The sequence below is a fragment of the uncultured Pseudoteredinibacter sp. genome (assembly GCF_947502065.1).
In the GTDB taxonomy this organism is placed as follows: Bacteria; Pseudomonadota; Gammaproteobacteria; order Pseudomonadales; family Cellvibrionaceae; genus Pseudoteredinibacter.
Genome location: NZ_CANMYE010000001.1, coordinates 300,590 through 326,110, shown reverse-complemented (window position 1 = coordinate 326,110; position 25,521 = coordinate 300,590). Strand labels below are relative to the sequence as shown.

Below are 25,521 nucleotides of genomic sequence, written 5' to 3'. Positions count from 1 at the left end.
TTTAGATCGTAGTCATGAGCGATAACACCCCATCGAACGAGTTGGATAAAACCTACAACCCACAGGCCATTGAGCAGTCCTGGTATAAAACCTGGGAAGAAGCTGGCTATTTTGCGCCTAAAAGTGAAGTCGATGATGGCAGTGACAGCTATTGCATCATGATTCCGCCACCAAATGTCACCGGCAGCCTACACATGGGCCACGGCTTCCAAGAAAGCATTATGGATGCCTTGATTCGCCACCAACGCATGTTGGGCAAAAATACCCTTTGGCAAGTCGGTACCGACCACGCCGGTATTGCCACGCAAATGGTTGTTGAGCGTTTGCTTGACGCTGAGGGTACCAACCGCCATGAGCTAGGTCGTGAGAAATTCACCGAGCGCGTGTGGGATTGGAAAGAGCAATCCGGTGGCACCATCACCCAACAGCTTCGCCGCCTAGGCGCCAGCCCTGACTGGGGCACCGAGCGCTTCACTATGGATGAAGGCTTTTACAAAGCGGTACAGGAAGTCTTTATCCAGCTGCACAAAGATGGATTGATTTATCGCGGCAAGCGCCTTGTTAACTGGGACCCGAAACTGCATACGGCCATTTCTGATTTGGAAGTTGTCAGTGAAGAAGAAAATGGTTTCCTGTGGCATTTTGACTACCCACTCGCCGATGGCAGTGGCCATTTAACCGTAGCCACCACTCGCCCTGAAACCATGTTGGGCGATACCGCTGTAGCCGTTCACCCAGAAGATGAGCGCTATCAGCACCTGATTGGCAAAATGATTAAATTGCCACTTACAGATCGCGAAATCCCCATCATTGCTGATGATTATGTCGATAAAGATTTTGGTACTGGCTGTGTGAAAATTACTCCTGCCCATGATTTCAACGACTATGAAATGGGTCAGCGTCACAACTTGCCAATGATCAACATTTTGGACGACGATGCCAACCTAAACAGCATTGTGCCAGAGAAGTATCGTGGCATGGAGCGCTTTGCCGCTCGCAAAGAAATCGTCGCCGATTTTGAAGCCCTTGGCTTATTGAATAAGATTGATGACCACAAATTAAAGGTACCTCGCGGTGACCGGACCGGTGTGGTGATCGAACCTTATCTGACCAACCAGTGGTATGTAAAAACCCAGCCACTGGCCGACAAGGCGATTAAAGCTGTTGAAGATGGTGACATCAAATTTGTTCCTCAAAACTATGAAAACATGTACTTCTCTTGGATGCGTGACATTCAAGACTGGTGTATTTCTCGCCAGCTTTGGTGGGGCCATCGCATTCCCGCTTGGTATGACGATGCCGGTAATGTTTATGTAGGCCGCAGCGAAGCCGAAGTTCGCGCAGAGAATAATATTGCCGACGACATCAAGCTTAAGCAAGACGATGATGTTTTAGACACTTGGTTCTCATCAGGCCTATGGACTTTCGGCACCTTAGGTTGGCCAAATGAAACCGAGCGTTTGAAGATCTTTAACCCTACTGATGTTTTGGTAACTGGCTTCGACATTATCTTCTTCTGGGTTGCTCGCATGATCATGCTAACCCTGCACTTCCGTGAAGAGATTCCTTTCCACACGGTATATGTGCATGGCTTGGTGCGTGATGGCCAAGGTCAGAAGATGTCTAAATCAAAAGGTAATGTTCTAGACCCTATCGATTTGATTGACGGTATCGACCTTGAGTCCTTGGTGAAAAAACGCACCACCGGCATGATGAACCCTAAAGCGGCAAGCAAAATTGAAAAGCAAACCCGTAAGGAATTCCCAGAAGGTCTAGCAGCTTACGGTACCGATGCACTGCGCTATACCTATTATTCACTGGCCTCTACCGGTCGTGATATCAAATTTGATGTGGGTCGCATTGAAGGCTTCCGTAATTTCTGTAACAAGATTTGGAACGCCTCACGTTATGTATTAATGAATACCGAAGGCCATGACTTAACTGGCGAAGTTGAGCTTTCACTGGCCGACCGATGGATTATTGCCAAGCTGCAACAAACTGAAAAAGCCGTGCAAGAAGGCATTGAGGCCTACCGCTTCGATTTAGCCTCACAGGCCCTGTATGACTTTATTTGGAATGAATACTGCGATTGGTATCTAGAGCTTTCTAAGCCCGTTTTGTGGAACGAAGAAGCCAGCGCCGAGCTACAGCGTGGCACTCGCCGCACCTTAGTGCGTGTTCTAGAAACCACCTTACGTTTAGCACACCCACTAATGCCATTTATCACTGAAGAGATTTGGCAACGTATTAAAGATATTCCGGGCGCAATTACGGGTGACAAGGCCGAGACTATTATGCTGGCCGAATACCCAATTGCTGATGAAAGCAAGATCGACGAACAAGCGCTGGCCGATATCGAATGGGTAAAAGGTGTTGTTGTGGGTATTCGTAATATTCGCGGTGAAATGAACATCTCACCAGCGAAAGACTTGCCTCTCTACTTTGCCAATGGCAGCAGCGAAGATCAGCGCCGCTTAGAAGAAAACCGCCAGTTTTTATTAAAGCTTGCCAGCCTAGAAAAAATCACTTGGTTAAACCCTGGTGATGAAGCGCCTATGTCAGCAACCGCTTTAGTTGGAGACATGGAAATCCTAGTGCCTATGGCCGGCCTTATCGATAAAGACGCTGAAACCGCTCGCTTAAACAAAGAGATTGAAAAGCTAGAGAAAGAAGTGAGCCGCACCCAGGGCAAGCTGAACAATGAAAAGTTTGTTGGCAAGGCCCCAGCGGAAGTTGTGCAAAAGGAAAAAGATAAGCTCGCAGATTATGAAGCGGCTTTAGCGAAGCTTAAGGATCAAGCTCAGAAGATCGCTGAGCTTTAAACTAACTTGAACTACCCAGGGTTAAATTCCCAAATGTAGAAGCTACCCGGGGTCAGATCCCTAAAAGCAAAACGCCAGTACTTAAAAGTACTGGCGTTTTGCTTTTAGGGATCTGACCCCATTTCTTTTTATGCCTTCCTAAACACCCGAAACACAAAGAACAAAACAATCAACACGAAACCAATCCCGAAGGGCAACATAGCACTGCCTAGTGCGGTCTCAAAGGCCAAGAAATCTGGCATTCCACTTTGCCAAAGCGTCCACTCATAGGCCATGTTATAGGCTAGCTTTTTATTACCTGTCGCTAAGATAACAAAGGCGCTTTTGTTCTCGGGGTTGATGCGAATGCTGGTATTGATGGCTGGGTCATTAGAGCCCCCATGGCCATAAATAAAATCGTCATTGGCGACGGGCACATAGAGCATTGTACCGGCTCCCCAAATCGGAGCACCCGACTGAAAACCGATTGGCTTGCGTAATTGTTTAATAGAAGCTTGGCTCAAGATTGCTGAAGATTTTTCATTTAATAGGGCCAATGCCAACAAGCTCATGTCATGGCTTGAAGCGGATAGCGCCGTTGCCGCCTTGGATGCGTATTGGCTTAAAGCAACTTGTTTTCCGTTTTCATCGTAAGAATTGGAAATATTGTCAAATTTGCCCAGGTAATCGAAACTACTGCGTTGCATAGCCAGTGGCTTAAGAAGATTTTCTTCTACATACTGAGCATAAGACTGGCCGGTAATCTCTTCGATAATATGCTCAACAATTAAGTAACCGCCCCCAGAGTAACTCCAATCGCTGCCCGGTTCACGTACCACCGCAATGTTAACATCAGCTTTTGATCCACGAGGCTTATTGAGAGACTCTACTGTGCTAGGCAGAGGCTCTTCAGCGCTATAATCACCAAAACCAAGCCGATCACCTAAGCCTGCCGTATGCGACAGCAAAGCTCTCACCGTTACCTTATCATTATCAAAATTACTCTCAGCAAGCTGCCACTGCTTAAGATAACTAGAAACTGGCGCATCCAGGTCCAAGCGCCCTTGTTCGGACAGTTTTGCGGCTGCAAGCCCCGCCACCATTTTGCTCATGGAAGCCAAGGGAAAAAGAGTATCCTTATCTAGCGAGTCACCCACCGCTGAATGTTGGCCGTAATGACTTTTGCCATCTTGGTATAAAAACCAACTCACATTACCTTTGTTTTGCTCAGTAATAAGCGCCTGCTGAGCATTCATGTAGGCATCTACATCACCTTTCGGAGCAACAGCACTCAACCACCAACCGTAAAGGCCGCCGTAAATACTCACCGCCGCCCAAGCGGCCACGACAACAACAAACAGTAAGATCCTCTTAAAGATTTGCACAGCGTGCTCCTATCAATTAATAACCAAAACTATACAAACGCGAAATTATAGTGTGTATACACATATTATACAAAACTACGATTCAATAAAAGCCAAACGGTACGACTTAGTTGGCGGCATTTATGCATCAATGAAAAACTACCAGCTATGGCTGTAAACCAAACCACCCCAGACGACGTTTCTATCGGCCACACCACTGCGCACCTCAGAAGTATGGGCCCGCAGCATAAAACTCACTTTATGGTTTTCATTTAAACTATGGCTATAACCCAACCAGCCTTCAATTAGCGCATGATTAAGCTCGCTAGAGCTAAACTTTATTTCGCTGTCTCGAAACTGCCCTTGTAAAAAGGCGTTATAGGCTCGCAATTTTAACGCCGCACCCCAAAACCAAAAGCTCTCTGTCCCTTTCGCACTGCTAGTTGCCGCAGATTCACCGTAACTATTTAACTGAGCTTGGTGTTGCCACCAAGGTGAAATCAAGGAACCATATCGGCCAGAAACAAATAGTGAGGCTTCGCTAATATAGCCAAGTGAAGCGCTCTTACCCCAGCTTAAATCGTATTTCCCTAAAGCCTCTCGCAACAATGATTGTTGAGATAATTCATAGCGCGCGGTTAACTCTCCGCCATCAGACACCTGGCGATCCCAGCCACGTAAGTCACGACTGCCTGTTAAGCTGTGCACTCCGTCCTGCAAATCAGCAAATAAATCGAGACCCAGTATGCCTACGGTAAATCGACTGTCGATGGATTGGCGCCCATTGCTATCTAACCAACGCTCTGAAGAAGATAAATAGAACAAACTGGCAAAGGGGCGGTCATTAGGATTTAAACCCTCCCCTTCGCGCTGCTCTGGGGTAAAGCCATAAAGTCCGGCTTCGATACTGTAATGATTATCGGAGCTGTATCCTTCAGCAATAAAACCAGCCGCAGCATCATGAAGCCTTGAATAAATCGGCAGGCGTGCCGCACGATCATTATTGCTGTAGCGCAAACTTAAACCCGCCGTGTAATCTTGGTCCCGACTGCTAGGGACTAACAAATCATTGTCATGCTGAATGGTAAAAGAGGCCGATTGCAATAAGGGGCTTGCTGACAACAAAATCGCAGTGCTGATTCCCCTCAGCCATAAGGGCAGTTTCATATGGTTTACTCCTAAGCTCTATAAGAGCGCCGAAAGACAAAATAGATTTGTTTGGCGCAGAGCTAAAAGCGTGCCAATAGCACTTAATCAATAAAAACAGGCACTTAGAGTAAAACGCTCCCAATAGGTATTCGTCAGTTTTAATTTTCTGAGGGCCAGCAACAAGAAGCTGAGATAAGGAAGGTAAAAAACTGAAAATTTATGCTCTCAGTAATTTGCGAATAAGCCTATAAGGCAGGGCAAGCTGCTCGACCGAAATTACCAGTCTCAGCCGACAACTTTGAAAGAATGGAGTCGGAGGAGCACCAGAAGTTTTTGGAATCTTTGGGAATCAATGCCGCTGAAATTGAGCAAATCAGAAAACTATAAAACCTCAATAAAAGCCATGCCAAACAGAAAAACTAGGAGTTTTTCTGTTTGGCCAGCTCAACATCGCCCCGGCTGCGCAATTTAGGCTTATCGCGCAGACTCGCAAATGGATCTTCTGCAGGCTTATAAGCTTCATCGCCAGGTTTAGGGGCAGGCGGAACTTCAGGCTCGCCGTTCAAGTCAGCAACTTTTTCCTTCGCCTTTGCTTTCACTTTTTCAAACTGGCTAGGCTCTGGCTCTGGAGGCTGCTCAGGCTCACTGGCTTTTGATAGCCAGCCCAAATGAAACAAGATAAATAGCGAAAGCGCTCCGATTCCCAAGCCCCATTTAATAAAGAAGGAAATCGCCAAATGTTGGCGCTCGCCCGTCGCTTCAGCGTAGCTGATATATTCACCGTGAAAAAAACTCACCGCAAACCAAAAAATCAAAAGGGCCAGCACACTAAGAATACTGGCTTTGTAACGACGCCATACCGTTGCAACGATGGCTAAACGTACAAACTGCTTGATCACAACCACCACCCAAGGCCCAAAGAGGCAATCACAAATAATAAGCCTTTTTCTTTGATCTGGTTTTTGATTTGATCTTCCTCTTCACGAACAACAATTTCGAGTGTCTCTAGAGGCAGGTTTTCAGGTTTTTGACCGGCAATTAAAATACGAGTGCGTGCTTTCTCAATCGCCTTATTACGTATATTTGTACGCAGTTTGCTTTTTACATTGCGAAATGGACGGGTAATTTTATCACCCAGCTTTTTTGCGAAGCCCGGCTGCTCAACCTCAGCCTCTAAAATTGCTTCTAATTCCGGATCATCTTGATGGCTCGGTAAATTCATCGCCGCATCAAAATACTGTTTGTCTCGCTCAAAACTAACGCTCACCGCTTCGGCTTCTAATACCTCACCTTTGGGAGCCTCAGTTTTGCTTTTATCTCGTTTCTTAAACAAATCACATCTTCCTATTCACAACAGGGCAAATCCTAGGCTTATCCGCACTACTTAGGACAACAGCCATTGCCCCATATAATAAATCGCCATCGCTAACAGCATCACCCCCATAATACGCTTAAACCATAGGTCGCTGATATGATTCAGCAACCGCAGGCCAATGGCACTGCCAATAATGGTGCCCACACAGCAGATCAGAATTGGCCATAAAAGGCCCGGCAACAGGGCCTCTTGTCGCCATAGTTCTTCAACCCTGACTAGGCTTCCAACCAGCAACAGAAGTTGCAAGCTGGCCACTTTTTCAAGCCTTTCCAGCCCCTGAGACTGCACATACACTACCAGCGGGGGGCCACCAGTATTGTAGGCTCCGGCAAATAGTCCAGAAACCAGCCCCATCGGAATACCTACTAGGGCATTATTCGGCCGAGTCTCAGCCTGAGATGGAAAAAACTGCTGCTTTAAGGCCCAGATTATCAATAAGCCTAAAAACAGATTAAACCAATCACTACTAATTCTTTGTAAAAACAACACCCCAAATGGGGTCGCTATAATCACCGATAATAAAATGGGCCTTAAGCGCAACCAATTAATATGACGATGTAAATTCAGTAATAGTTTCCCATTGAGAACCACCGATACAAAGGCCGACACCATACTGGCCATTTTTACGTCAACCAGTAGCCCTGCCAGTGCTAAAAACACTATCCCAAAGCCAAAACCTACGGTACTTTGAATCACCCCCGCCAATAGGGCTACCGTCGCTAGCCAAGCAATGGCCTCAATTGCCATGTAATTTCCTTAATTCTTGCCCATTTAGACCAAAATATCGACACTTTTGCACTTTTTATACAAGCTACAGCTTGCCTATAGTAACAGGCCCGCCGCGGAAGCCTAAGGCGCCATTGCGGGAATGCCAAGCCAATAAAAAACAAATGGCGAAATTAGCACAGCTAGATCCTCCCTACTGTGCTTATAAAGCATCACTGTATTAGCAATTAGATATAGAGGGGAAATGATGATCCAGGCCAAGCCATTAGCCGCTGCACTAGGTGCTGAGATTTCCGGTATCGATTTACGCAAATCACTAGACGCTGAAACCATCAGCACTTTAAAACAGCTCTTAGCACAATATCAGGTGATCTTTTTTCGCGATCAAGACATCGACTCAGCCCAGCACAAGGCGCTTGCCGAAGCCTTTGGTCCATTACAAAGCCATCCTGCCTACGGAACCGTAGAGGGCTACCCAGAGATTACTATTCTGGAAAGCACCCCTGACAAGCCGACTAAGATCGAAGAGTGGCATACGGATATGACCTTTATGCCCAAACCTCCTTTAGGCTCTATTTTGCGATCCCGAATTAGCCCCGAGGTCGGCGGTGACACCTCTTGGGCGAGCCTAGGGGCTGCTTACGATGGCTTGTCGGATAAGATGCAAAGTTTCCTTTCTAGCCTAAGCGCAGTGCATGATTTTGCGCATGGCTTTCGCCATAGCTTAGCTGAGCCTGGTGGGCGCGAGCGCTTAGCGCGAGCTCTAGAAGAAAACCCGCCGGTGGAACACCCTGTGATTCGTACTCACCCTGAGAGCGGGCGTAAAATGATTTTTGTAAATAGTCTATTCACGACTCACATTGTGGGTATGAATGAGTGTGAAAGCGAAGCCTTGTTAGGCTTTTTATTTAAACACTGCATTAAGGATGAGTTTACTTGCCGATTTCGTTGGGAAGAAAACTCTATCGCCTTTTGGGATAATCGCAGTACTTTGCATAAACCGATTAATGATTATTTTCCCGCGCATCGGCGTATGGAGAGGATAACCATTGATGGTGGGAAGCCTTTTTAGTCACAGCTACCTAACAACTAGTAAAGTTAGCATGATTCAAATGTATATAGAGGCCTCTTTGAGCAGCTAATATCGCTAGAATTACGTGCCATCTACCTCTCTGGGGGAACTCGATGAGTTAGACCGACTTTGAGTTTTAAAACGCCAAAAATCACTTTAATGTGACGTAGCAAATAGCAATAAATTGGCCAACAAGAGTACAGTAAACGTTCAACACCAACTCTCACGGAAGAAACAATCGCTAGTCACTTCAATTGAAAAACAGGAAGGCGAATTATGAAGCTTATTATTAAAACCTTAGTATTTCTCTCCTTACTGCAAGCCTCATATCTTGCAGCATGCACTGAAAGCACCATTCCAAAAACTGTCGTCCAGGCACAAATAGACGCTTACAACGCCCATGATGTTGATTTGTTTGTATCCTGCTTTTCAGAAGATATTGAAGTCATACAGCTTGATGGCAGCAGGCCAACCATTAAGGGCCGAAAGATGTTAAAAAAGGAGTACAGCTTCCTTAAGCGTAAACCAAAGGAGTTTAAGGTAGAGGTGATTAGCACCTCTGTGGTGGGGCCGGTAGTGATTTTGCATGAAAGACTGCATGGCAGAGCCAATGGACAGTTTCCGCTGGATTTATTGGCCGCCTATGAGGTGAGAAAAGGAAAGATTACTAAGCTCTGGTTCCCACCTATTCATTAAGTACGGGGAACTAAAGCTGCCCTTACAGTTCAATGATGACTCTAAGTCATCATGCACAATTGTGATTGTGGTGATTGAGCTGGGGGCAGCAAAGCGGCGCAAAATCATTCGCCTAGCTTAGGCACGAAAGAAGCGAACCATCCAATTTGTTACCCGATCGAAGCTCACTTGATCATCTAAGCTCGCCAGCGCTTTTTCTACGTTGTCATCACCAAATACTTCACGGCGCAGTTTCAGCAAAGACTCAGAGTAATCTTTAGTGAATTCTGGGTGAGCTTGGAAACTCAAGATGTGATCTTCAACTTTTACCATGGCATTTGGGCAGAAGTCACTACTGGCCAGTACTTCAGCGCCTGGAATATTTTCGACCACTTGGTCCTGGTGAGATACCAGCATAGAGAAATCATCCCCAGCTTGACCATAATCGGCCGCGGCTTCGCTTAGCTGATAATGATGCACACCCAAGCCCCAGCCCTGCTCGGCTTTTACGGTTTTACCACCTAAAGCTTGTGCCAATAGTTGGTGCCCAAAACAAACACCCAGCATTTTCTTTTTAGCCGCATGGGCCTTACGAAGAAATGCTTCGGTATCGGCGATCCATTGTAGTGGCTCATAGACAGAGGTTTTACTGCCAGTAATCAAATAGGCATCCACCTCATCAACATCGGCCGGTAATTCACCTCGTTGAACCTCATAGGTTTTAAATTCCAAATCGCCATCACACTCAGACAATAAGCGTGCGAACATCTCTGGATACTCACCAAACTCGTCGACTAACTGAGGACGTACATCGTCGGTTTTTAAAATACCAATGGTTAAAGTTGTGTTTGCCATATTGCTACCAATCAATTCATCTTAATAGACTTAGCCCAAGCGCAGATGAAAAGATTTCGCTTGGGTAAGTTGGGCATAGCCTAGTGTACTTAAGCTTATGCCACGACCTGTTTGTTTTACGCCTGTCCAGGCGAGGGCTGGATCTAAATAATCACAGCGATTTAAAAATACCGTTCCTGTTTCTATCTGCTTGCCAATCAGTTTGGCCGCGGCTACATCTCTGGTCCAAATCGAGGCCGTTAATCCGTAGTCGCTATCGTTCATTAATTCGATGGCCTGCTGATCTGAATCAACCGGCATAATACCCACGACAGGCCCAAAGCTTTCCTCGCTCATTACCGACATATTGTGATTAACATTCGTCAGCACTTGTGGCGCCAAGTAGACACCCTCGCCATCGTCTAGAGGGTAATCATTACTGCTGATCCACGCTTTGGCTCCCTGAGCCACCGCCTCATTAATCTGTTTTCTTACCCAATTAGCCGCTGACGTCTTAACCACTGGCCCAAGTGTTGTTTCACTGAGCGTTGGAACCCCTAGCTTTAAGGATTTAACCTCTGCAGCAAAATGCTCACAAAAAGCTTCAAATTGCGAATTCGCGACATAAATGCGCTCTATCCCACAACAAGACTGACCAGAATTAAAAAAGGCGCCGTCCGCTAGGGCCTCGGCCGCTTCTTTTAATTGCTCAGCATTTAAATCCTCTCGCACATAGGCAGGGTCTTTTCCACCCAGCTCAAGCCCCAAACCAATAAACTGGCCAGCGGCCGACTTTTCAAATTCAGCGCCAGCAGCTACAGAGCCCGTAAAGCAAGCAAAATCAACCTTAGCCTCACTCAACAGCTTATTGGTTTGTTCATGCCGCAGGTGTACACACTGCAATAAACCACCTGGCAAGCCCGCTTGAGCGCAGGCTCGTTGAAAATGCTCGCCTGTTAAGGGGGTTTGGGCTGATGGTTTAAGTATTACCGCATTACCAGCGGCTAGTGCCGGGATGACTGAGTTAACCGTCGTTAGTAAAGGATAGTTCCAAGGGGCTACAGTAAGCACTAACCCAACTGGGGTAAGTTCAATATAATGCTCCGTATCTGGGGGGCTAGGAGGTTGAATATCAGCCAAAGATTGCTCTGCTATCGATAGCATATAGCGGCCGCGTTCTAGTAGGCCATTGATCTCTCCATCGGCGTATCGACTCGGGCGCCCCATTTGCCAGCTTATTTGTTCTGCAATGAGATCCCGGTGCTCATTAAAATACGTTAACACCCCTTGCAAGAGTTTTAGTCGTTCAGCGAGGGGCACAGCCTGCCATTTGCGCTGCGCCTCTTTAGCAAGTTCAAGACTCGCACTTAGCTCTTCATCACTGCAGTAGCTGCGTTGTACATACTGATTCCCATCTACCGGGGAGTAACAGCGCAATTGATCTGGCATAACTCATCCTTTCGTAAAAAACGCCCTCTCGGGCAGAAATACTGGGCCAACCATAAGGTTGATGAATGTCCTGCTATACGTCTTTTTACTTAGCCAATGATTTTGACATCAGTTATAGTAACAACAAAATACCAATAAAAAATGACAGGCTATGGCAACTTCAACTTTAAAATCCCCACGTTTTATCATCCTAACACTACTCTGTATCGGCATAACTGCTTGGTGGCTGTGGCCGTCTTCAAAACCGGGCCTACGTATTATTAGCGCCAAAAGCATTATTACTATGGACAGCAAACAACCCCGTGTTGAGGCTGTTGCGGTAGAGGATGGCAAAATTATCGCGCTTGGCTCTTTAGCCAATATGCAAGAGCGCTGGCCAAATGCTGAACAACTGAAGCTCGAAGATAAAACCCTGACTCCTGGCTTTATCGAAAATCACCTTCACCCCGCCATGGCTGCTTTACTTTTGCCCTTTCATTGGATTACACCCTTCGAATGGGAACTGCCTGGAAAGCAGGTACCTGCCACTCAAGGGAAAGAGCAATACCGTAAACGCCTCAAGGCAGCCGCCGATGAGCAAGCTGAAGGTGAGTGGTTTATCACTTGGGGCTTCCATCATTATTTTCATGGCGATATGTCTAGAGAGGTTTTGGATGAGCTGATTCCAGATCGCCCGGCTTTGGTTTGGCACCGCTCATTCCATGAGATCTGGGTGAATTCCAAAGCAATGGAGTTGGTAAGCATTAGCGAAGAAGAGCTAAAAGATCAGCATCATGTCAATATCGAAGAGGGTCACTTTTACGAATCAGGTTTGCTGCTCGGCTTAGAAAAGTTTCGGGAATATATTATTCAAACTGGCCGCTTTATGGGTGGCTTAGAGCAAGTAGTGGATGTGGTTCATGCCGGCGGCATCACCACCATTGCCGATATGGCCAATGGTATGTTTGACCTTGATATGGAGTGGCAGGCTTTTAAGTGGGTGCTCGACGATAAGGATGTGGGCTTTCGCACACGATTAATCCCGATGGCCGACCGAATGGGTAAGAACCCAGGCTCAGCCGAAGCAATTCTTGAAAACGACGCCCTGCTTGAAAAGGGCAATGAGAAACTTAAATTTGTAAAACAAATTAAGCTCCTTGCCGACGGCGCCTTTTACTCTCAACTTATGCAAATGCGCGACCCAGGCTATCTTGACGGCCACCATGGCGAGTGGATTACTAAGCCTGAAAAACTTGAAGAGTTAGCGACCGCCTATTGGCAAGCGGGCTATCAATTACATATTCACAGTAATGGCGATCTAGGCACCGAAGTTGTCTTGGATATGATCGAACGTATTCACTACAAGCACCCCAAGGAAGATCACCGGACTACCCTGCACCACCTTGGTTATATCGGCCCGGATCAGGCCGAGCGAATTGCGGAGCTTGGCGTAATCGTATCAGCGAACCCTTACTATTTGCACACATTGGGTGAAACCTACTCAGAGATGGGCCTAGGGCCAGATAGAGCGCACTATATTTTCCGTGCACGCGATCTTCTTGACGAGGGCGTAAAAGTGTCTTTGCACTCTGATTTCAGCATGGCTCCAGCACAGCCCCTCAGGCTTGCATGGGTGGCGGTGAACCGCCAAGGTGCCGGAGGATTGCAAATGGCAAATGAGCAAGCCATGACGGTTCATGAAGCGATGAAAGCAATTACAATTGATGCCGCTTACGCCATTCAGATGGAGTCGGAGATCGGCAGTATTGAGGTGGGTAAGGCTGCGGATTTCACTGTGCTTGAGCAAGACCCATACAAGATAGCTCCAGAAACACTTAAGGACATCCCCATTTGGGGCACAATATTTGAAGGGCAAGTCTACCAACAGTAAGCAAGTATTGAGTTAAGTTTTCATGCCTGCCAAGAACCATAATTTAGCTTCTCGGCAGGCATAGGCCTATCGTAATAGTAGCCTTGCCCGTAGTCACAACCCATACTATGCAAATAATTATGAATCCTCTTACTCTCTACTCCTTCTGCGACCACTTCCAAGCCAAAGCTTGACGCCAATTCAACGACAGCATGAATAATACTTTGCTGGTTGAAATCTCGATCCACACTATGAACGAAGCTCTTGTCAATTTTGATGGTGTTAAGCGGCAGTTGCGCTAGATAAGAAAGAGAAGAGTAACCAGTACCGAAATCATCAATTGATATGGGGTGGCCACGCTCTCGTAGAGCCTTTAATGAATTAACGGTTTGATCAATATCCTGCATCAAAATATTTTCCGTTACTTCAAATTCGATATAAGGAGCCGGCAGATCATAAGATCGAAGATAGTTATCAAGCTCATCAAGTAAATCAAAGCGAGAGAATAAGCATCCAGACAAATTTATTGCGATAGGCTTAATCTCTAAATTTTGATTTCTCCAGCTGCACAGCTGCTCACACACCAAAGCAACGACTAATCTAGAAACAGGAATTATTAAACCGGTATTCTCAGCTACATTAATGAATTCTTCTGTAGGTGCCAGCTCGCCGTTGGGCAATGTAAAACGCACTAAAGCTTCATATCCTGTGACTTGCAAAGTACTTAGCTTAATCTTGGGCTGATAGAAAATTGTTAAGTTTCCGCTTGCTATAGCCTTTCTAAGCTGCCCTTCAATCTGCATGCTGCGTTCTCCCTCAGCAAGCATGCTTTTGTGGTATACCGAATAACCATTCCCACCACTCTTTTTAACCGAAGACATAGCCACATCTGCGTGTTGTAACAGTATGTCTAGGTTTTCGCCATGATGCGGGTACATCACTACGCCAATACTGACCGAGCAGTACAATTCTCTTTTCTTGAGGGTGAATGGATTTTGAAGCGATGAAATTATGTTTTTACATATCAGCGTGCAACGATCAATGGCCGCTCTACCGCTCACAAGTAATGCAAACTCATCCCCCCCTATACGGCACAGCAAATAATCTCCATCAAGGCAAGATTTAAGACGAGCCACAAAGGCCACCAACAATCTATCTCCAAATCCATGATTGAAGCTATCGTTGAAATTTTTAAATCGATCTAGATCAATATAAATTAGCGCAAAGGCTGTACCCTCAGCTGAGCTGTTCACCTTTGCATCCACGAAAGAGGCCATATAATGCCGATTGGGCAAATCAGTCAAGGCGTCTGTATTTACGACATGCCTCAACTCCGACTCATAGAGGTAACGTTGTGTACTATCTTCCAGGATAAACATGAATAACCTCTGCTTAGCCAGCTCTTGGATAACTTCAACGGCCTTACAATAAAAAGGGATAAAATTCCCGTTCTGATAATCATAGATTAGGCTACCCTCCCACTTTCCTTTTTCTACGATTTCCTCTAAATAACCTTTCCCATCTAATTTATTTTCATCTGCATACAAGTCAAGCTCTGAAAAAAGCTTAACCCCTCCTGCTTCTTCCTGTTTCAATAACTGATCAAATATTTTATTCTTAATTACAATCTCCATTGACTCATTAACAACACAAAAAGCATTGGTCGCCTGTTCAAAGCCATGAGAGTATATTCGCAACATATCGGCAGCTTTACGTCTAATATACGATCGAGACCGCCAGAGGTGTAAAGCAAAAAGCACCAAGAAGAATAAAAAAGCAGCGACAGTAGAATACACCCTCACTTGCCCCCAAAAAGGAGGCTCTATCTCAAAGGCATAATCGACCGACAATGTATTGTCAAAATCAAGAACTTGGAATTGATATTTACCCGGACTCAAACCACCATAACTGGCGCTACCTGAGCTTGAAGACACCCATGAATCATTTAGACCTTTCAGACGGTATTTCACCCCCTCCTTGAAGCCGGAGTTAATAGAGTTATTAGAAAAATGAAATTCGATAAGACCCACATCATCATCAAAGCTAACATCGTTTACTGGGTTGAAAATAAACTCTTTGCTCGATGAGTTTCTAAAAATATGAATAGAATTAAGCGTCTGAGGATATAGGCTTTTTAAATTGTCAAAATACTTACTTTCGACAATATTAATTGTGAATGCACCTAAGATCGCTATTTTATTATTGCCTATAAACTCCAAATCCGAGATATTTTTCAGCACAGACATCAAGTTGACAACATCAATAATATTTGTCTTTTTGGTTTCTGGGTCAATATTGAGTAGTAGACTACTATCTCTATCAAGTACCCAAACCCCATCTTCAGTAACGGCTTTTATTCGTCCATAAGTAAAACCATCATGATATTGATAACTCCCCACAGCAGACAGTATAAAATCTGAGCCCATCCTGTCTAATCGATAGCGTCGTAGATCACCTGAACTTAGCCATAACTCTCCATTTTCGGCATAAATAGACGCCAGCGAAATATCGTTATCCAGGGAGGAAACATCGACCTTGACAAATGATTGAGCCAAATCATCAAAGGCCAGCATTCCATCTTTATGAACAACGATAAAATAATGCCCCTCATTTACCATATACAGGATAGATGAAACCCCTAAGCCTGATAATCGATGGATTGTTTTCTTGTGCGTTATAAGGTCGTATTGCAAGACCTTACCATTGTCAATTTGGAGGAATATTTGACGGTTTTTAGTGGCCCTCATGGAATAGTAACGCCCACTAAAAATTTTCTTAAACCCCTGATTCTCTTCAAATCTATAAATCCCGGAATAAGTTCGAAGCCAAACACCATCAGAATAATCGAACATCAGCTGCTTGAGCACACTATCATTGGAGCTAGCTTTGAATACTACCTCAGCTTGGCTATTCTCATGATCATAAAGCACCAATTCCGCTTCAGACATCAACCACCAAGAATGTGGGTCCTCTACTTTCAAAAGATTAAATTGACTTTTCGCTCCCTTGATTAAGCTTTGAAAATTCACCCTTTCGATCTGTATTGCTTCTATATGGGAGAAATGCGGTGCAAGCTCAGAATAGTTCAACACCATTGTTCCGTCGTCACCTATTGAAATTCCGTATAGGAATGACTTACCTATATCGCCCGAAGCATTGATAACCTTTCCATAACTAATCTCATTAGCACTTCTCGATAGTTTAATCAGATTTCTAGGGCCATGAATCGCCCAAAGGTCGCCATTTTGATCATTGACAAATCTCCGCGGTGCCGACGCATCATTTCCGTCCACGGAACGCAACTCGTGTGCTACAAGCAAGTTATTAATATCGGAGAACTCTAACAAATAGCTGGATAAAGCCACCATTACATTACCACTGACATCCCGAAAGACACTTCCCTTGCCTGGGTTTTCAAGATGACTAAAAAAACTTTCTTCGCTGTACTTATTGAGTATATTTCTTGCTGGATAGAAGACACCATGCTCTACATCGAGAAGGAAAACACCATTCTCCCTAGCGCTAAGCCAGAGCAAGCCCGTGCGATCAAGGGCGACACTTTGCACACTGGTTGAATCGGTATTTTTTGCAAGATGTTCGGGAAAAGGATAATTTCTAAAATTGTTTTCGCCTGGTTGGAACAAACTGAGTCCCTGCCGATGAGATATCCATATACGCCCTTTCTGATCTCGTGTTAAAGCGGTGATATGGTTATGACCTAGAGAAGTTGTATCATTTTTGTCACTGGAGAACGCTTGTACGTCATAGGTTCCTAAATTGAGTCTAAATAAACCATGAGGCCCACCCAGCCATAGATGATGATCATCGATGAGTAGATCGTATATTGCCGAACCCCCTAATGAATCGCCGTATCTATCCAACACCAGCAGCAACTCAATGCCATCGTAACGATAGACTCCATCCTTATGCAAAAACCAAAAAAAACCATCTTGGTCTCTGGCCGAACGAATTGTCCCCGAAGATAAATTTTTGAGATTTCGAGTCGAGGCTTCAAGCTGAAAATCTGGAGACAGGCTGACGGATTGGCTTACATGGCTATTTAGGTTTGCGGTATCAGCAAATGTTTTTATTACACTCGACAAACTCAATACGACTAGAAATGAGGCGGCGAATGCAAATCTTGTCCATATTAAAAATATGGCGAGAGCAGCATTCCACATCATTGGAAACTCGACAGGTGATTTTCTTTAATATCAGCACAAATGCGCTACTTATCAACCACCTAAAACTATGAATAAGCTTTATTTTTCTGACACTAAAGTTCCAAATTTGGAGTGTTTTAATTTTAAAATAGAAACTAGGCATCAATTAAATCAAGAATGAGGCGCCAAACAAAGCAGTTGTCGCTAAAAGCAACACAGGGGCAGGTTCAAAAGTTTTAAATTCTAGCAGCTACTAAACTTACTCTCGACGAATAAAAGCTAAGGCGATTACAGGCTTAGAATTAGACGCCACATAAAGGCTCGATCAAAATAATTCAATTTGCTCAAGCTTAGCTTTAATAGGGCCATAAGACCTGCGATGAATTGGGCAAACGCCAAGTCGCTCGACAGCTTCCATATGTATTTTAGTTGGGTACCCTTTATGGCCTGCAAAACCATAGCCCGGATACACCGCATCAAAATCAGCCATTTCTCTATCGCGAGTGACCTTAGCCAATATGGATGCAGCGCCAATGCAAGCCACTCTGCCATCACCTTTAACTACAGCCTCGGCCTGGTAGGTCCATTTAGGAATTTTGTTGCCATCAACCAGTACATGTTCCGGCTGAACGGCCAAAGCTTCTACCGCGCGCTTCATGGCCAACAAGCTAGCCTGTAATATATTAAGTTCATCGATTTCCGCCACGCTGGCTCTGGCGATTGCCCAACATAAAGCCTTTTCTTGAATCTCTTCAAATAAGGCATTTCGCTTTTTCTCACTCAGCTTCTTCGAGTCGTTCAATCCTTCGATGGGGTTTTCGGGATCTAGAATAACTGCCGCTGTAACCACATCACCAGCCAAAGGCCCACGCCCTACTTCATCAACCCCCGCCACAAGGCCCCCTTGATATTGACTGATAAAAGGACCTAGATCTTGGCTCATATTACTATTCTCGGTGGTAGATAAATGTAGTGGCTTAAAATAGCTGAAAAGAACTAGCTAGCAGACAGTAGCTGTTTATTTATGGCCTTAGCGGCAAGCTCACCGGCTTGTTGTTGCAGCAGCCGATGAATTTTTGTAAACCTATGGATTAACTGATCACGATGCGCTTGATCTTGCAGCTGCTGATTTAAAGCTTGGGCTAGATTCTCAGCAGTACAGTCTTCCTGAAGAATTTCTGGTACCAGCTCTTCCCCTGCCAATAAATTTGGCAGCGAAATATACTTGGTTTTGATCAGTCGGCGGGTCAACCAAGCACTGAACCAATCTTTTTTATAGGCTACAACCATTGGCTTTTTTAACAACAAGGCCTCTAAGCTAGTCGTACCAGAAGCCATTAACACGCCATCAGCAGCAGCCATTAACTGTTTAGAGTTCCCCAAATATAGATCGATTGAAAAGTCTTCCCCAATCTCCCCTGCACTCTTTAACTCAGCAATAATCTCTTTTAGCTGTGTTAGTCGGTCCTGATTAGCGGCGGGTAATATAAAACGCACCTTATGAGCCAGCGAGTATATCGTCGCGGCTTTTAAAAAAACCGGTGCCAAGTGTTTTACTTCAGCGCTACGGCTTCCGGGCATTAGGGCCACAATATGCTCATCTAAGCCCAAGCCTAGATCTTGCCGTGCCGCTTTAGTATCGGTTTCGATATCAAACTCGTCAGCCAAGGGGTGCCCCACAAATTGAACGGGAATATCGTGTTCTTTATATATCTCAGTTTCAAAGGGCAAAATGGTCAACATCAAATCCACTGAGCGCTTAATCCCGTGTATACGCCCCTGCCGCCAAGCCCATACCGAAGGGCTAACGTAATGAGCTGTTGGGATTCCCGCTTCTTTGAGTGTCTTTTCGATGGGCAGGTTAAAATCTGGTGAATCAATACCAATATAAACATCGGGTGGATTGGCCAAATAATGCTGGCGAAGAAATTTCCGTATCCGTAGTAGTTCGGGCAACCTTTTAAGCGGCTCAATAAAACCCATAACCGCTAGTCGATCTTGCGGAAAAAAAGACTCGAAGCCTAGAGCCAGCATTCGCTCACCACCAATACCCGAAAAGTTGGCATCTGGAAAACGCTGACGTAATGCCAGCATTAAATCTGCGCCTAGAATATCTCCGGACATCTCACCGACGACTATTGCGATATGCATGATATTTTAGCGAATGATGCCGCGGGTGGACTTTTGCAAGGACTCGATTAAGGCTTCGACTTTACTGCTGTTTTGTTTGAGGGCGTTTAGCTCCTCAAGCGCTTCATCAACAGTGAGACCACGGCGGTACACTAGCTTATAGGCTTTGTTTACAGCAGCAATATCTTCTTTGCTAAACCCGCGGCGACGCAGACCTTCGGCATTAATGCTGCGAGCACTTGCTGGTGCACCAGAGACCATCACATAGGCCGGAACATCTTTGCCAATGGCAGAGCCCATACCCGTAAAGCTGTGGGCACCAATACGACAAAACTGGTGAACTAAGGTGTAGCCTCCCAAGATTGCCCAATCATCGACATGTACATGCCCCGCCAAGCTTGCATTGTTAATTAAGACGCAATTGTTACCGACCACAGAGTCGTGGCCTATATGGGCATAGGCCATGATCAAGTTATCGCTGCCAATAAGCGTTTCGCCGCGATCTTGAACGGTACCGCGATGAATCGTTACGCCTTCGCGGATAGTGTTGTTATCACCAATAGTCAGAGTAGTAGGTTCACCTTGATACTTAAGATCCGGGGTGTCCTCACCAATGCTGGAAAACTGAAAAATACGATTATTACGACCTATCTTAGTTGGCCCCTTAATAATCACATGAGAATGCACGACAGTGCCTTCAGCGATGCTCACATTAGGCCCAATGATCGACCAAGGGCCAACCTCAACATCATCAGCGATCTGCGCACTAGGGTCGATAATGGCCCGGGGGTCAATAAGGCTTGCTTCAGTCAACAATTTCTCTCTCTTTGTATCGGTGACGCTACGGTAATTATTTTACCGGTCGATCAGCACACATTATAGAGGCAGATGCCGCTAAAACGCCATCAACACTGGCTTTACAATCAAATTTCCAGATACCGCGCTTCTCTGAAACAATTTTGGCTTCCAGCTGTAAGCGATCACCGGGAACGACTTGGCGTTTAAAACGAACTTTATCTGCGCCGGCGAACAGGTAAATAGACCCATCGGCAGGGGTTTTATCCAGGGTCTTAAACCCCAGGATACCAGCGGCCTGGGCCATAGCCTCAACAATCATCACGCCCGGAAAAATAGGCATTTGAGGAAAGTGCCCATTAAAAACTTCCTCGTTTATAGTGATGTTCTTATAGGCCACAATATAATCACCCTCGACTAGTTCGGTCACACGATCAACCAGCAGAAAAGGGTAGCGATGGGGTAGATACTCGCGTATCTCTTGGATTTCCATCATGTATTCACTTCCTAAGGTACTCAGCTTAAAAGCAGTGACAGCGTATTCACTGTCAGTTTTGCATGCCCATGTTATTGCCAGAATATGACAATTCGAGCTTTTACTTATCCTTGCTCAATGTCCTAACGGTTCCAGCCAGTTTATCTAGCTGGGAAAACCTTACCGCACTGCGGCGCCATTTCTCCGTAGGCATCATTGGCGTCCCTGAAGAGTATGAGCCAGCTTCGGTGATAGACTTAGTCACCATCGTCATTCCGGTAATATGAACTTTATCCGCTAATTCGATATGCCCAACCAAGCCAACTCCGCCGGCTAAGGTACAGTGTTTACCGATAACGGCGCTACCAGAAATACCAACGCATGCGGCAATCGCGCTATGCTCTCCAATACGAACATTATGCGCAATTTGCACTTGATTATCGATCTTTACGCCATCACTAATGACGGTATTGTCCAAAGCCCCACGATCAATCGTCGTAGATGCACCGATTTCCACATCATTGCCAATTTGCACACTGCCTAGTTGATGAACTTTTAACCAAGCTTGGCCAGTTGATGCAAAGCCAAACCCTTCCGAGCCAATTACCGTGTTGTTATGGATCTCTACCCGATCACCCATACAAACAGCAGCCTCGATACTGACATTGGAGTGCAGCCGGCAACCTTGCCCTATAGTTACATCCTCACCAATAAACACTCCGGCTTCCAAATGGCTATTGGCTCCAATATGAGCACCAGCCTGCACAACACAGTTTGGCCCAACCCATGCACTCTCATTCACTTTAGCGCTCGCATCCACCACGGCACTCGGGTGGATCCCTTGGCTTTGCGCCGGGGAGCGTTTGAACAAGGATGTTAATACTGCAAAAGCAATATAAGGCTGAGCGCAGATAATTTTAGGGCCGCTAAAATGTTCTACTTCATTAGGGTGTAAAATAACGACAGCGGCATCACTGCTGGCGAGGTATTTACGATAGCTTGGATTAGCTAAAAAGCTTATTTCGTCCGCTTGGGCTGTTTGCAATGTAGCCATCGCTCTAATCTGCAAGCTTTGATCAGCCCCCTGCAACTCTACGGCGAGATTTTCCGGTAATACGTCCTGCAGGTGGTTAAGTAGCTCTTGCAAGGTGAAAGTTTGATTATTTGCCACGAGGCTTTCCCTTCTCTACTTAAATTTAATAGGGAACCATATCAAATTAGGCTTTGATTTACGATGCCCTAACTCTAGGGCCTTATTCTGAGCTAAGGCTTACAATGAAATTTCAGCTCAAATAGCCATAAAAAAAGCCGCATGCAGCTTTAGCTGATGCAGCTTTTACGGCCCATTCAACAGGGCTTATAGATTACTTAGCTTTATTAAGGCGATCAGTAATCTGAGAAGTAATGTCGTAACCGGTATCAGCGTGAAGCACAGATTGCGGATTCAAAACCAAACCGTAACCGCCGGTTTTGATGATTTCTTTGGCAATATCGTTTGCTTGCTTACCATACTTTTTAAATAGCTTCTGGTAGATTTCGTTTTGCTCTTGCTGCAATTTCTTAGCCAGTAGCTGCTGATCAGCACGCTTGTACTCGATCTCCTTAAGTTGCTTGGCCTTACGCTCATCCGACCAAGTCAAACCTTTGGTTTGCATCTCTTCGTATAACGCTTTCATATCTGAATTTAGAGTTTCCGCTTGAGAGGTCAGAGCAACATACTCAGGCTTAGCGCTCAATGCTTTAAGCTCTTTTTGAGCTGCTTCGCTGCGAATAATCGCCGTCTGCAAATCCATCACGCCAATTTTGCCTTGGGCCAAGGTCACGTTTGAGAACAATACGGCTGCGACAAAAGCCAAAGCGATCTTCATGTTTTTCACTATCTATCTCCAATATTTAACCATAATGGTTAATCTATGCAGCACGGCTGCTGTTGTTATTGACTGGCAAATGCACAGCCGTGTGATTAAAACTGAGTACCCAATGAGAACTGGAAGAACTCGGTTTCATCAAATTCGTTTTCGCGAATCGGTTTAGCGATGCTAAAGGTTAATGGACCAAAGCCCGATATCCAAGTAACACCGATACCAACCGAGGCGCTAACCTTACTTATATCAACATCAAAACAGTTTTGCTGACTTGAGCCACATTCAGTATCAAATACGTTACCAGCATCAATAAAGAAAGCAGACTGCAAAGAGCGCTGATCTTTAATAAATGGCAGAGGGAACAAGACCTCAGCACTACCCTCGATCAATATGTTACCACCAAATGGATTATTTCGATCAGTGTTATTGTTTAACTGAGTAGTAACTAGCTCACCATCGGCGTTAATAATATAGGCCAGATTGGAAACCTCGTTAGTGTTTCGAATACCATCACCATTGGTATCTTCCCAAGTAGCATACTGGGTTTGGTAGACTTCTGCAGGCGTACTCTGAGGGCCCAGGGTATTACGTTTAAAGCCACGTACCGAACCAAAGCCACCAGCATAGTAGTGCTGGAAGAATGGCAGTTCTGTAGTATCCCCATATGAGTCGGCATAACCAAGACGGGTGCGCAGGCGTAAGGTCAAGCTATTAGTTATCGGGCGATAATATTGCGCTGTATAATTCAGCTTATAGTATTCAAGATCACCACCTGGCAGAGATAATTCAAGAGACAATCTCTGGGAAACGCCACGCGTAGCCAACCGACCCCGGTTAAGAGTAGATTTGGCCCAGTTTACCGAAGTCGTCACCAAGTTAAACGAATCGCCATTTTCGTCTACAAAGCCTTGAGGTGATTGAGCATCAAGTAAGCTGCTTGCGTCGCTCAAACTTCCAGAGAAGTCATATTCCTCCAATGGGGATGTACCTAATATATCAGCAATTTCATCGGCATCAGACTGATTCAGATACATATCAACCGCATTATTAACCCGGCGTGGACTTCCAATAATTTCCTGAACCGCAAACGGGCCAGTTTCAATCGATAGGTTCTGATAGCCTATATTAAAACCAATTCTCTCGATTTCAGAAATCGGATAACCAAAGTTAACGCTGGCACCATAGCTATCCGTAGAATAACTAGATACGTTGATACGAGAATAGTCACGCGATTGGTAAAAAACACTAAAACCGCGACTTACTCCATCAGGTGTAAAGTAAGGGTCCGTATAGTTAAAACTATAAGCTGTTTGGTAGCTACTTCGACTAACATTAAAACCAACGCGCTTGCCTGTACCAAGCCAGTTATCTTGCTGAACATTAGCTCCTAACACTAACCCGGAGCCCTGGGCGTAACCAACGCTCGCTCCCACGCTACCTGAAGGCTGCTCTTCAACTGTGTACTCTACATCTACCAAATCCGCGGAACCCGGGACCTCTTTGGTATCTACTTTTACTTCCTTAAAGAAACCTAAACGCTCAAGACGAACTTTAGACTGCTCAATTTTTAGCGAGGATGCTGAAGCACCTTCTAACTGACGCATTTCACGGCGCAAAACATTGTCAGCCGTGGTGGTATTGCCACGAAACTCAATACGATTGACGTATGCACGTTTACCAGGGTCTATAAAGAAGGTAATTTTTACCTTACCTGTTTCTTCATCGACGTCAGGCATTCCCTTAACCTCTGCAAAAGTATAGCCTTCATTGCCTAAACGCTTGGTCATATACTCTTCAGTGGTGGTCATTAACACTTGGGAGAACTTTTGCCCCTCTCGCATCAAAAGAAGTATACGCATCTCTTCTTCAGGTAAAACCGGGTCACCTGCCAACTCAACCTCGCTGACCTCGTAAACATCACCCTCGTTGATATTTACCGTAATAAATACGGCCTCTTTATTAGGGCTTAGGCTCACTTGAGTGGAATCAATTTCGAATTTAAGGTAACCGCGATCAAGATAATAACTTTCCAGACGCTCAATATCACCGCTCAATTTTTCCTTGGCATAGCGATCATCACTGCTCATCCAAGAAAACCAGCCCGAGGTCTTTAACTCAAACAACTCAATTAGCTCTTCATCATCGAAGGCCGAGTTACCAACAATATTGATATGCTTAATAGAGGCTACATCGCCTTCATCAACATCAATCTGCAATTTAACTTGGTTTCGAGGCAAATCAACTACGGTGGCCTCTACATCAGCACTGTATCGACCTTGAGCAACATACTGGCGACGCAATTCTTGGGTCAGACCTTCCAAAGTGGCTCGCTTAAAGATCTGACCTTCCGCTAGGCCATTATCATTTAGCCCTTTCATCAGATCTTCAGTTTTAATGGCTTTGTTACCTTCAATAGAGATCTCGCTAATCGCAGGACGCTCTATCACAGTTACCACCAGAACGTTGCCATCGCGACCAATCTGAATATCTGCAAAGTAGCCAGTTTTAAACAAGGCTCGAGTCGCATTTTGAATGGCTAAGCTGTCCAACTCTTCACCAATCTGAATAGGCAAGGAGGCAAATACGGTACCCGCCGAAACGCGTTGCAGCCCCTCAAGGCGAATGTCGTTCACCCGAAATGCTTGGGCATATGCCAGTGCTGGCAGTAAGGTGAAGATAAGAATAAAGTCTCTGATACGCTTCATATTATGCTTAATCATTAATTAGTGTTGAGCCTAGCTCTTTATATTTACACTAAAGCCGGTGCCCCAGCCTTAGTTCATGTACCCGCTTAATTGG

19 protein-coding genes are annotated in these 25,521 nt (G+C 45.3%); 4 read left to right on the top strand and 15 right to left on the bottom strand.

Annotated elements, in window-relative coordinates:
* The first annotated feature begins 41 nt into the window (after positions 1 to 41).
* Positions 42 to 2,822 carry a valine--tRNA ligase gene (locus tag Q1A41_RS01415; RefSeq protein ID WP_299976135.1) on the top strand — a complete coding sequence of 927 codons (2,781 nt, stop codon included), beginning with the start codon at positions 42 to 44 and terminating at the stop codon, positions 2,820 to 2,822.
* A gap of 128 nt (positions 2,823 to 2,950) precedes the next feature.
* Here Q1A41_RS01415 and Q1A41_RS01410 read toward each other — a convergent pair whose 3' ends face one another.
* The 5 genes from Q1A41_RS01410 to Q1A41_RS01390 all read right to left on the bottom strand — a co-directional run bounded on the left by Q1A41_RS01410 (position 2,951) and on the right by Q1A41_RS01390 (position 7,436).
* Positions 2,951 to 4,186 (bottom strand): serine hydrolase domain-containing protein, encoded by a 1,236-nt coding sequence (locus Q1A41_RS01410; RefSeq protein WP_299973654.1) that lies wholly within the window; start codon positions 4,184 to 4,186, stop codon positions 2,951 to 2,953.
* Between the two features lie 138 nt (positions 4,187 to 4,324).
* Positions 4,325 to 5,332 (bottom strand): lipid A-modifier LpxR family protein, encoded by a 1,008-nt coding sequence (locus Q1A41_RS01405; protein ID WP_299973651.1) that lies wholly within the window; start codon positions 5,330 to 5,332, stop codon positions 4,325 to 4,327.
* Positions 5,333 to 5,733: 401 nt separating this feature from the next.
* Positions 5,734 to 6,213, bottom strand: coding sequence for a hypothetical protein (locus Q1A41_RS01400; protein WP_299973648.1), 480 nt, complete (start codon positions 6,211 to 6,213; stop codon positions 5,734 to 5,736).
* Positions 6,210 to 6,647, bottom strand: a complete 438-nt coding sequence (locus tag Q1A41_RS01395; RefSeq protein ID WP_299973645.1) for a hypothetical protein — start codon at positions 6,645 to 6,647, stop codon at positions 6,210 to 6,212. The genes Q1A41_RS01400 and Q1A41_RS01395 overlap by 4 nt, the downstream gene beginning before the upstream one ends.
* 51 nt (positions 6,648 to 6,698) lie before the next feature.
* Positions 6,699 to 7,436 carry a sulfite exporter TauE/SafE family protein gene (locus Q1A41_RS01390; RefSeq protein ID WP_299973643.1) on the bottom strand — a complete coding sequence of 246 codons (738 nt, stop codon included), beginning with the start codon at positions 7,434 to 7,436 and terminating at the stop codon, positions 6,699 to 6,701.
* 223 nt (positions 7,437 to 7,659) lie between these two features.
* Here Q1A41_RS01390 and tauD point away from each other — a divergent pair, with 223 nt between their 5' ends.
* Both tauD and Q1A41_RS01380 read left to right on the top strand, forming a co-directional pair.
* The gene (tauD, locus tag Q1A41_RS01385; protein ID WP_299973640.1) at positions 7,660 to 8,487 is read left to right on the top strand and encodes a taurine dioxygenase; all 828 of its coding nucleotides are present in this window, start codon (positions 7,660 to 7,662) and stop codon (positions 8,485 to 8,487) included.
* Between the two features lie 276 nt (positions 8,488 to 8,763).
* Complete coding sequence (locus Q1A41_RS01380) at positions 8,764 to 9,183, top strand: nuclear transport factor 2 family protein (RefSeq protein WP_299973638.1); 420 nt, start codon at positions 8,764 to 8,766, stop codon at positions 9,181 to 9,183.
* Between the two features lie 117 nt (positions 9,184 to 9,300).
* Here the strand turns inward: Q1A41_RS01380 and Q1A41_RS01375 are convergent, their stop codons facing one another.
* Entirely contained in the window at positions 9,301 to 10,017 is a 717-nt protein-coding gene (locus Q1A41_RS01375) for a GMP synthase (protein ID WP_299973636.1), read from the bottom strand.
* Between the two features lie 30 nt (positions 10,018 to 10,047).
* The gene (locus Q1A41_RS01370) at positions 10,048 to 11,445 is read right to left on the bottom strand and encodes an aldehyde dehydrogenase family protein (RefSeq protein ID WP_299973633.1); all 1,398 of its coding nucleotides are present in this window, start codon (positions 11,443 to 11,445) and stop codon (positions 10,048 to 10,050) included.
* A 151-nt stretch (positions 11,446 to 11,596) separates the two neighbouring features.
* Here Q1A41_RS01370 and Q1A41_RS01365 point away from each other — a divergent pair, with 151 nt between their 5' ends.
* Positions 11,597 to 13,315 carry an amidohydrolase gene (locus Q1A41_RS01365; protein ID WP_299973631.1) on the top strand — a complete coding sequence of 573 codons (1,719 nt, stop codon included), beginning with the start codon at positions 11,597 to 11,599 and terminating at the stop codon, positions 13,313 to 13,315.
* Between the two features lie 20 nt (positions 13,316 to 13,335).
* Here the strand turns inward: Q1A41_RS01365 and Q1A41_RS01360 are convergent, their stop codons facing one another.
* The 8 genes from Q1A41_RS01360 to bamA all read right to left on the bottom strand — a co-directional run bounded on the left by Q1A41_RS01360 (position 13,336) and on the right by bamA (position 25,427).
* A complete protein-coding gene (locus Q1A41_RS01360) occupies positions 13,336 to 17,478 on the bottom strand; it encodes an EAL domain-containing protein (RefSeq protein WP_299973628.1) in 4,143 nt (1,380 codons plus the stop codon).
* A gap of 304 nt (positions 17,479 to 17,782) precedes the next feature.
* Positions 17,783 to 18,400: a ribonuclease HII gene (rnhB, locus tag Q1A41_RS01355; RefSeq protein WP_299973625.1), complete on the bottom strand. Its 618-nt coding sequence runs from the start codon at positions 18,398 to 18,400 to the stop codon at positions 17,783 to 17,785.
* A gap of 53 nt (positions 18,401 to 18,453) precedes the next feature.
* Positions 18,454 to 19,608 (bottom strand): lipid-A-disaccharide synthase, encoded by a 1,155-nt coding sequence (lpxB, locus tag Q1A41_RS01350; protein ID WP_299973622.1) that lies wholly within the window; start codon positions 19,606 to 19,608, stop codon positions 18,454 to 18,456.
* 6 nt (positions 19,609 to 19,614) lie between these two features.
* Positions 19,615 to 20,400 carry an acyl-ACP--UDP-N-acetylglucosamine O-acyltransferase gene (gene lpxA / locus Q1A41_RS01345; protein ID WP_299973619.1) on the bottom strand — a complete coding sequence of 262 codons (786 nt, stop codon included), beginning with the start codon at positions 20,398 to 20,400 and terminating at the stop codon, positions 19,615 to 19,617.
* A gap of 37 nt (positions 20,401 to 20,437) precedes the next feature.
* Positions 20,438 to 20,878: a 3-hydroxyacyl-ACP dehydratase FabZ gene (gene fabZ / locus Q1A41_RS01340; RefSeq protein ID WP_299973616.1), complete on the bottom strand. Its 441-nt coding sequence runs from the start codon at positions 20,876 to 20,878 to the stop codon at positions 20,438 to 20,440.
* Between the two features lie 100 nt (positions 20,879 to 20,978).
* On the bottom strand, positions 20,979 to 22,028 hold the full coding sequence (gene lpxD / locus Q1A41_RS01335; RefSeq protein ID WP_299973612.1) for a UDP-3-O-(3-hydroxymyristoyl)glucosamine N-acyltransferase: 1,050 nt from the start codon (positions 22,026 to 22,028) through the stop codon (positions 20,979 to 20,981).
* Positions 22,029 to 22,221: 193 nt separating this feature from the next.
* The gene (locus tag Q1A41_RS01330) at positions 22,222 to 22,725 is read right to left on the bottom strand and encodes an OmpH family outer membrane protein (protein ID WP_299976133.1); all 504 of its coding nucleotides are present in this window, start codon (positions 22,723 to 22,725) and stop codon (positions 22,222 to 22,224) included.
* Between the two features lie 95 nt (positions 22,726 to 22,820).
* On the bottom strand, positions 22,821 to 25,427 hold the full coding sequence (gene bamA, locus Q1A41_RS01325) for an outer membrane protein assembly factor BamA (RefSeq protein WP_299973609.1): 2,607 nt from the start codon (positions 25,425 to 25,427) through the stop codon (positions 22,821 to 22,823).
* Positions 25,428 to 25,521 lie beyond the last annotated feature (94 nt).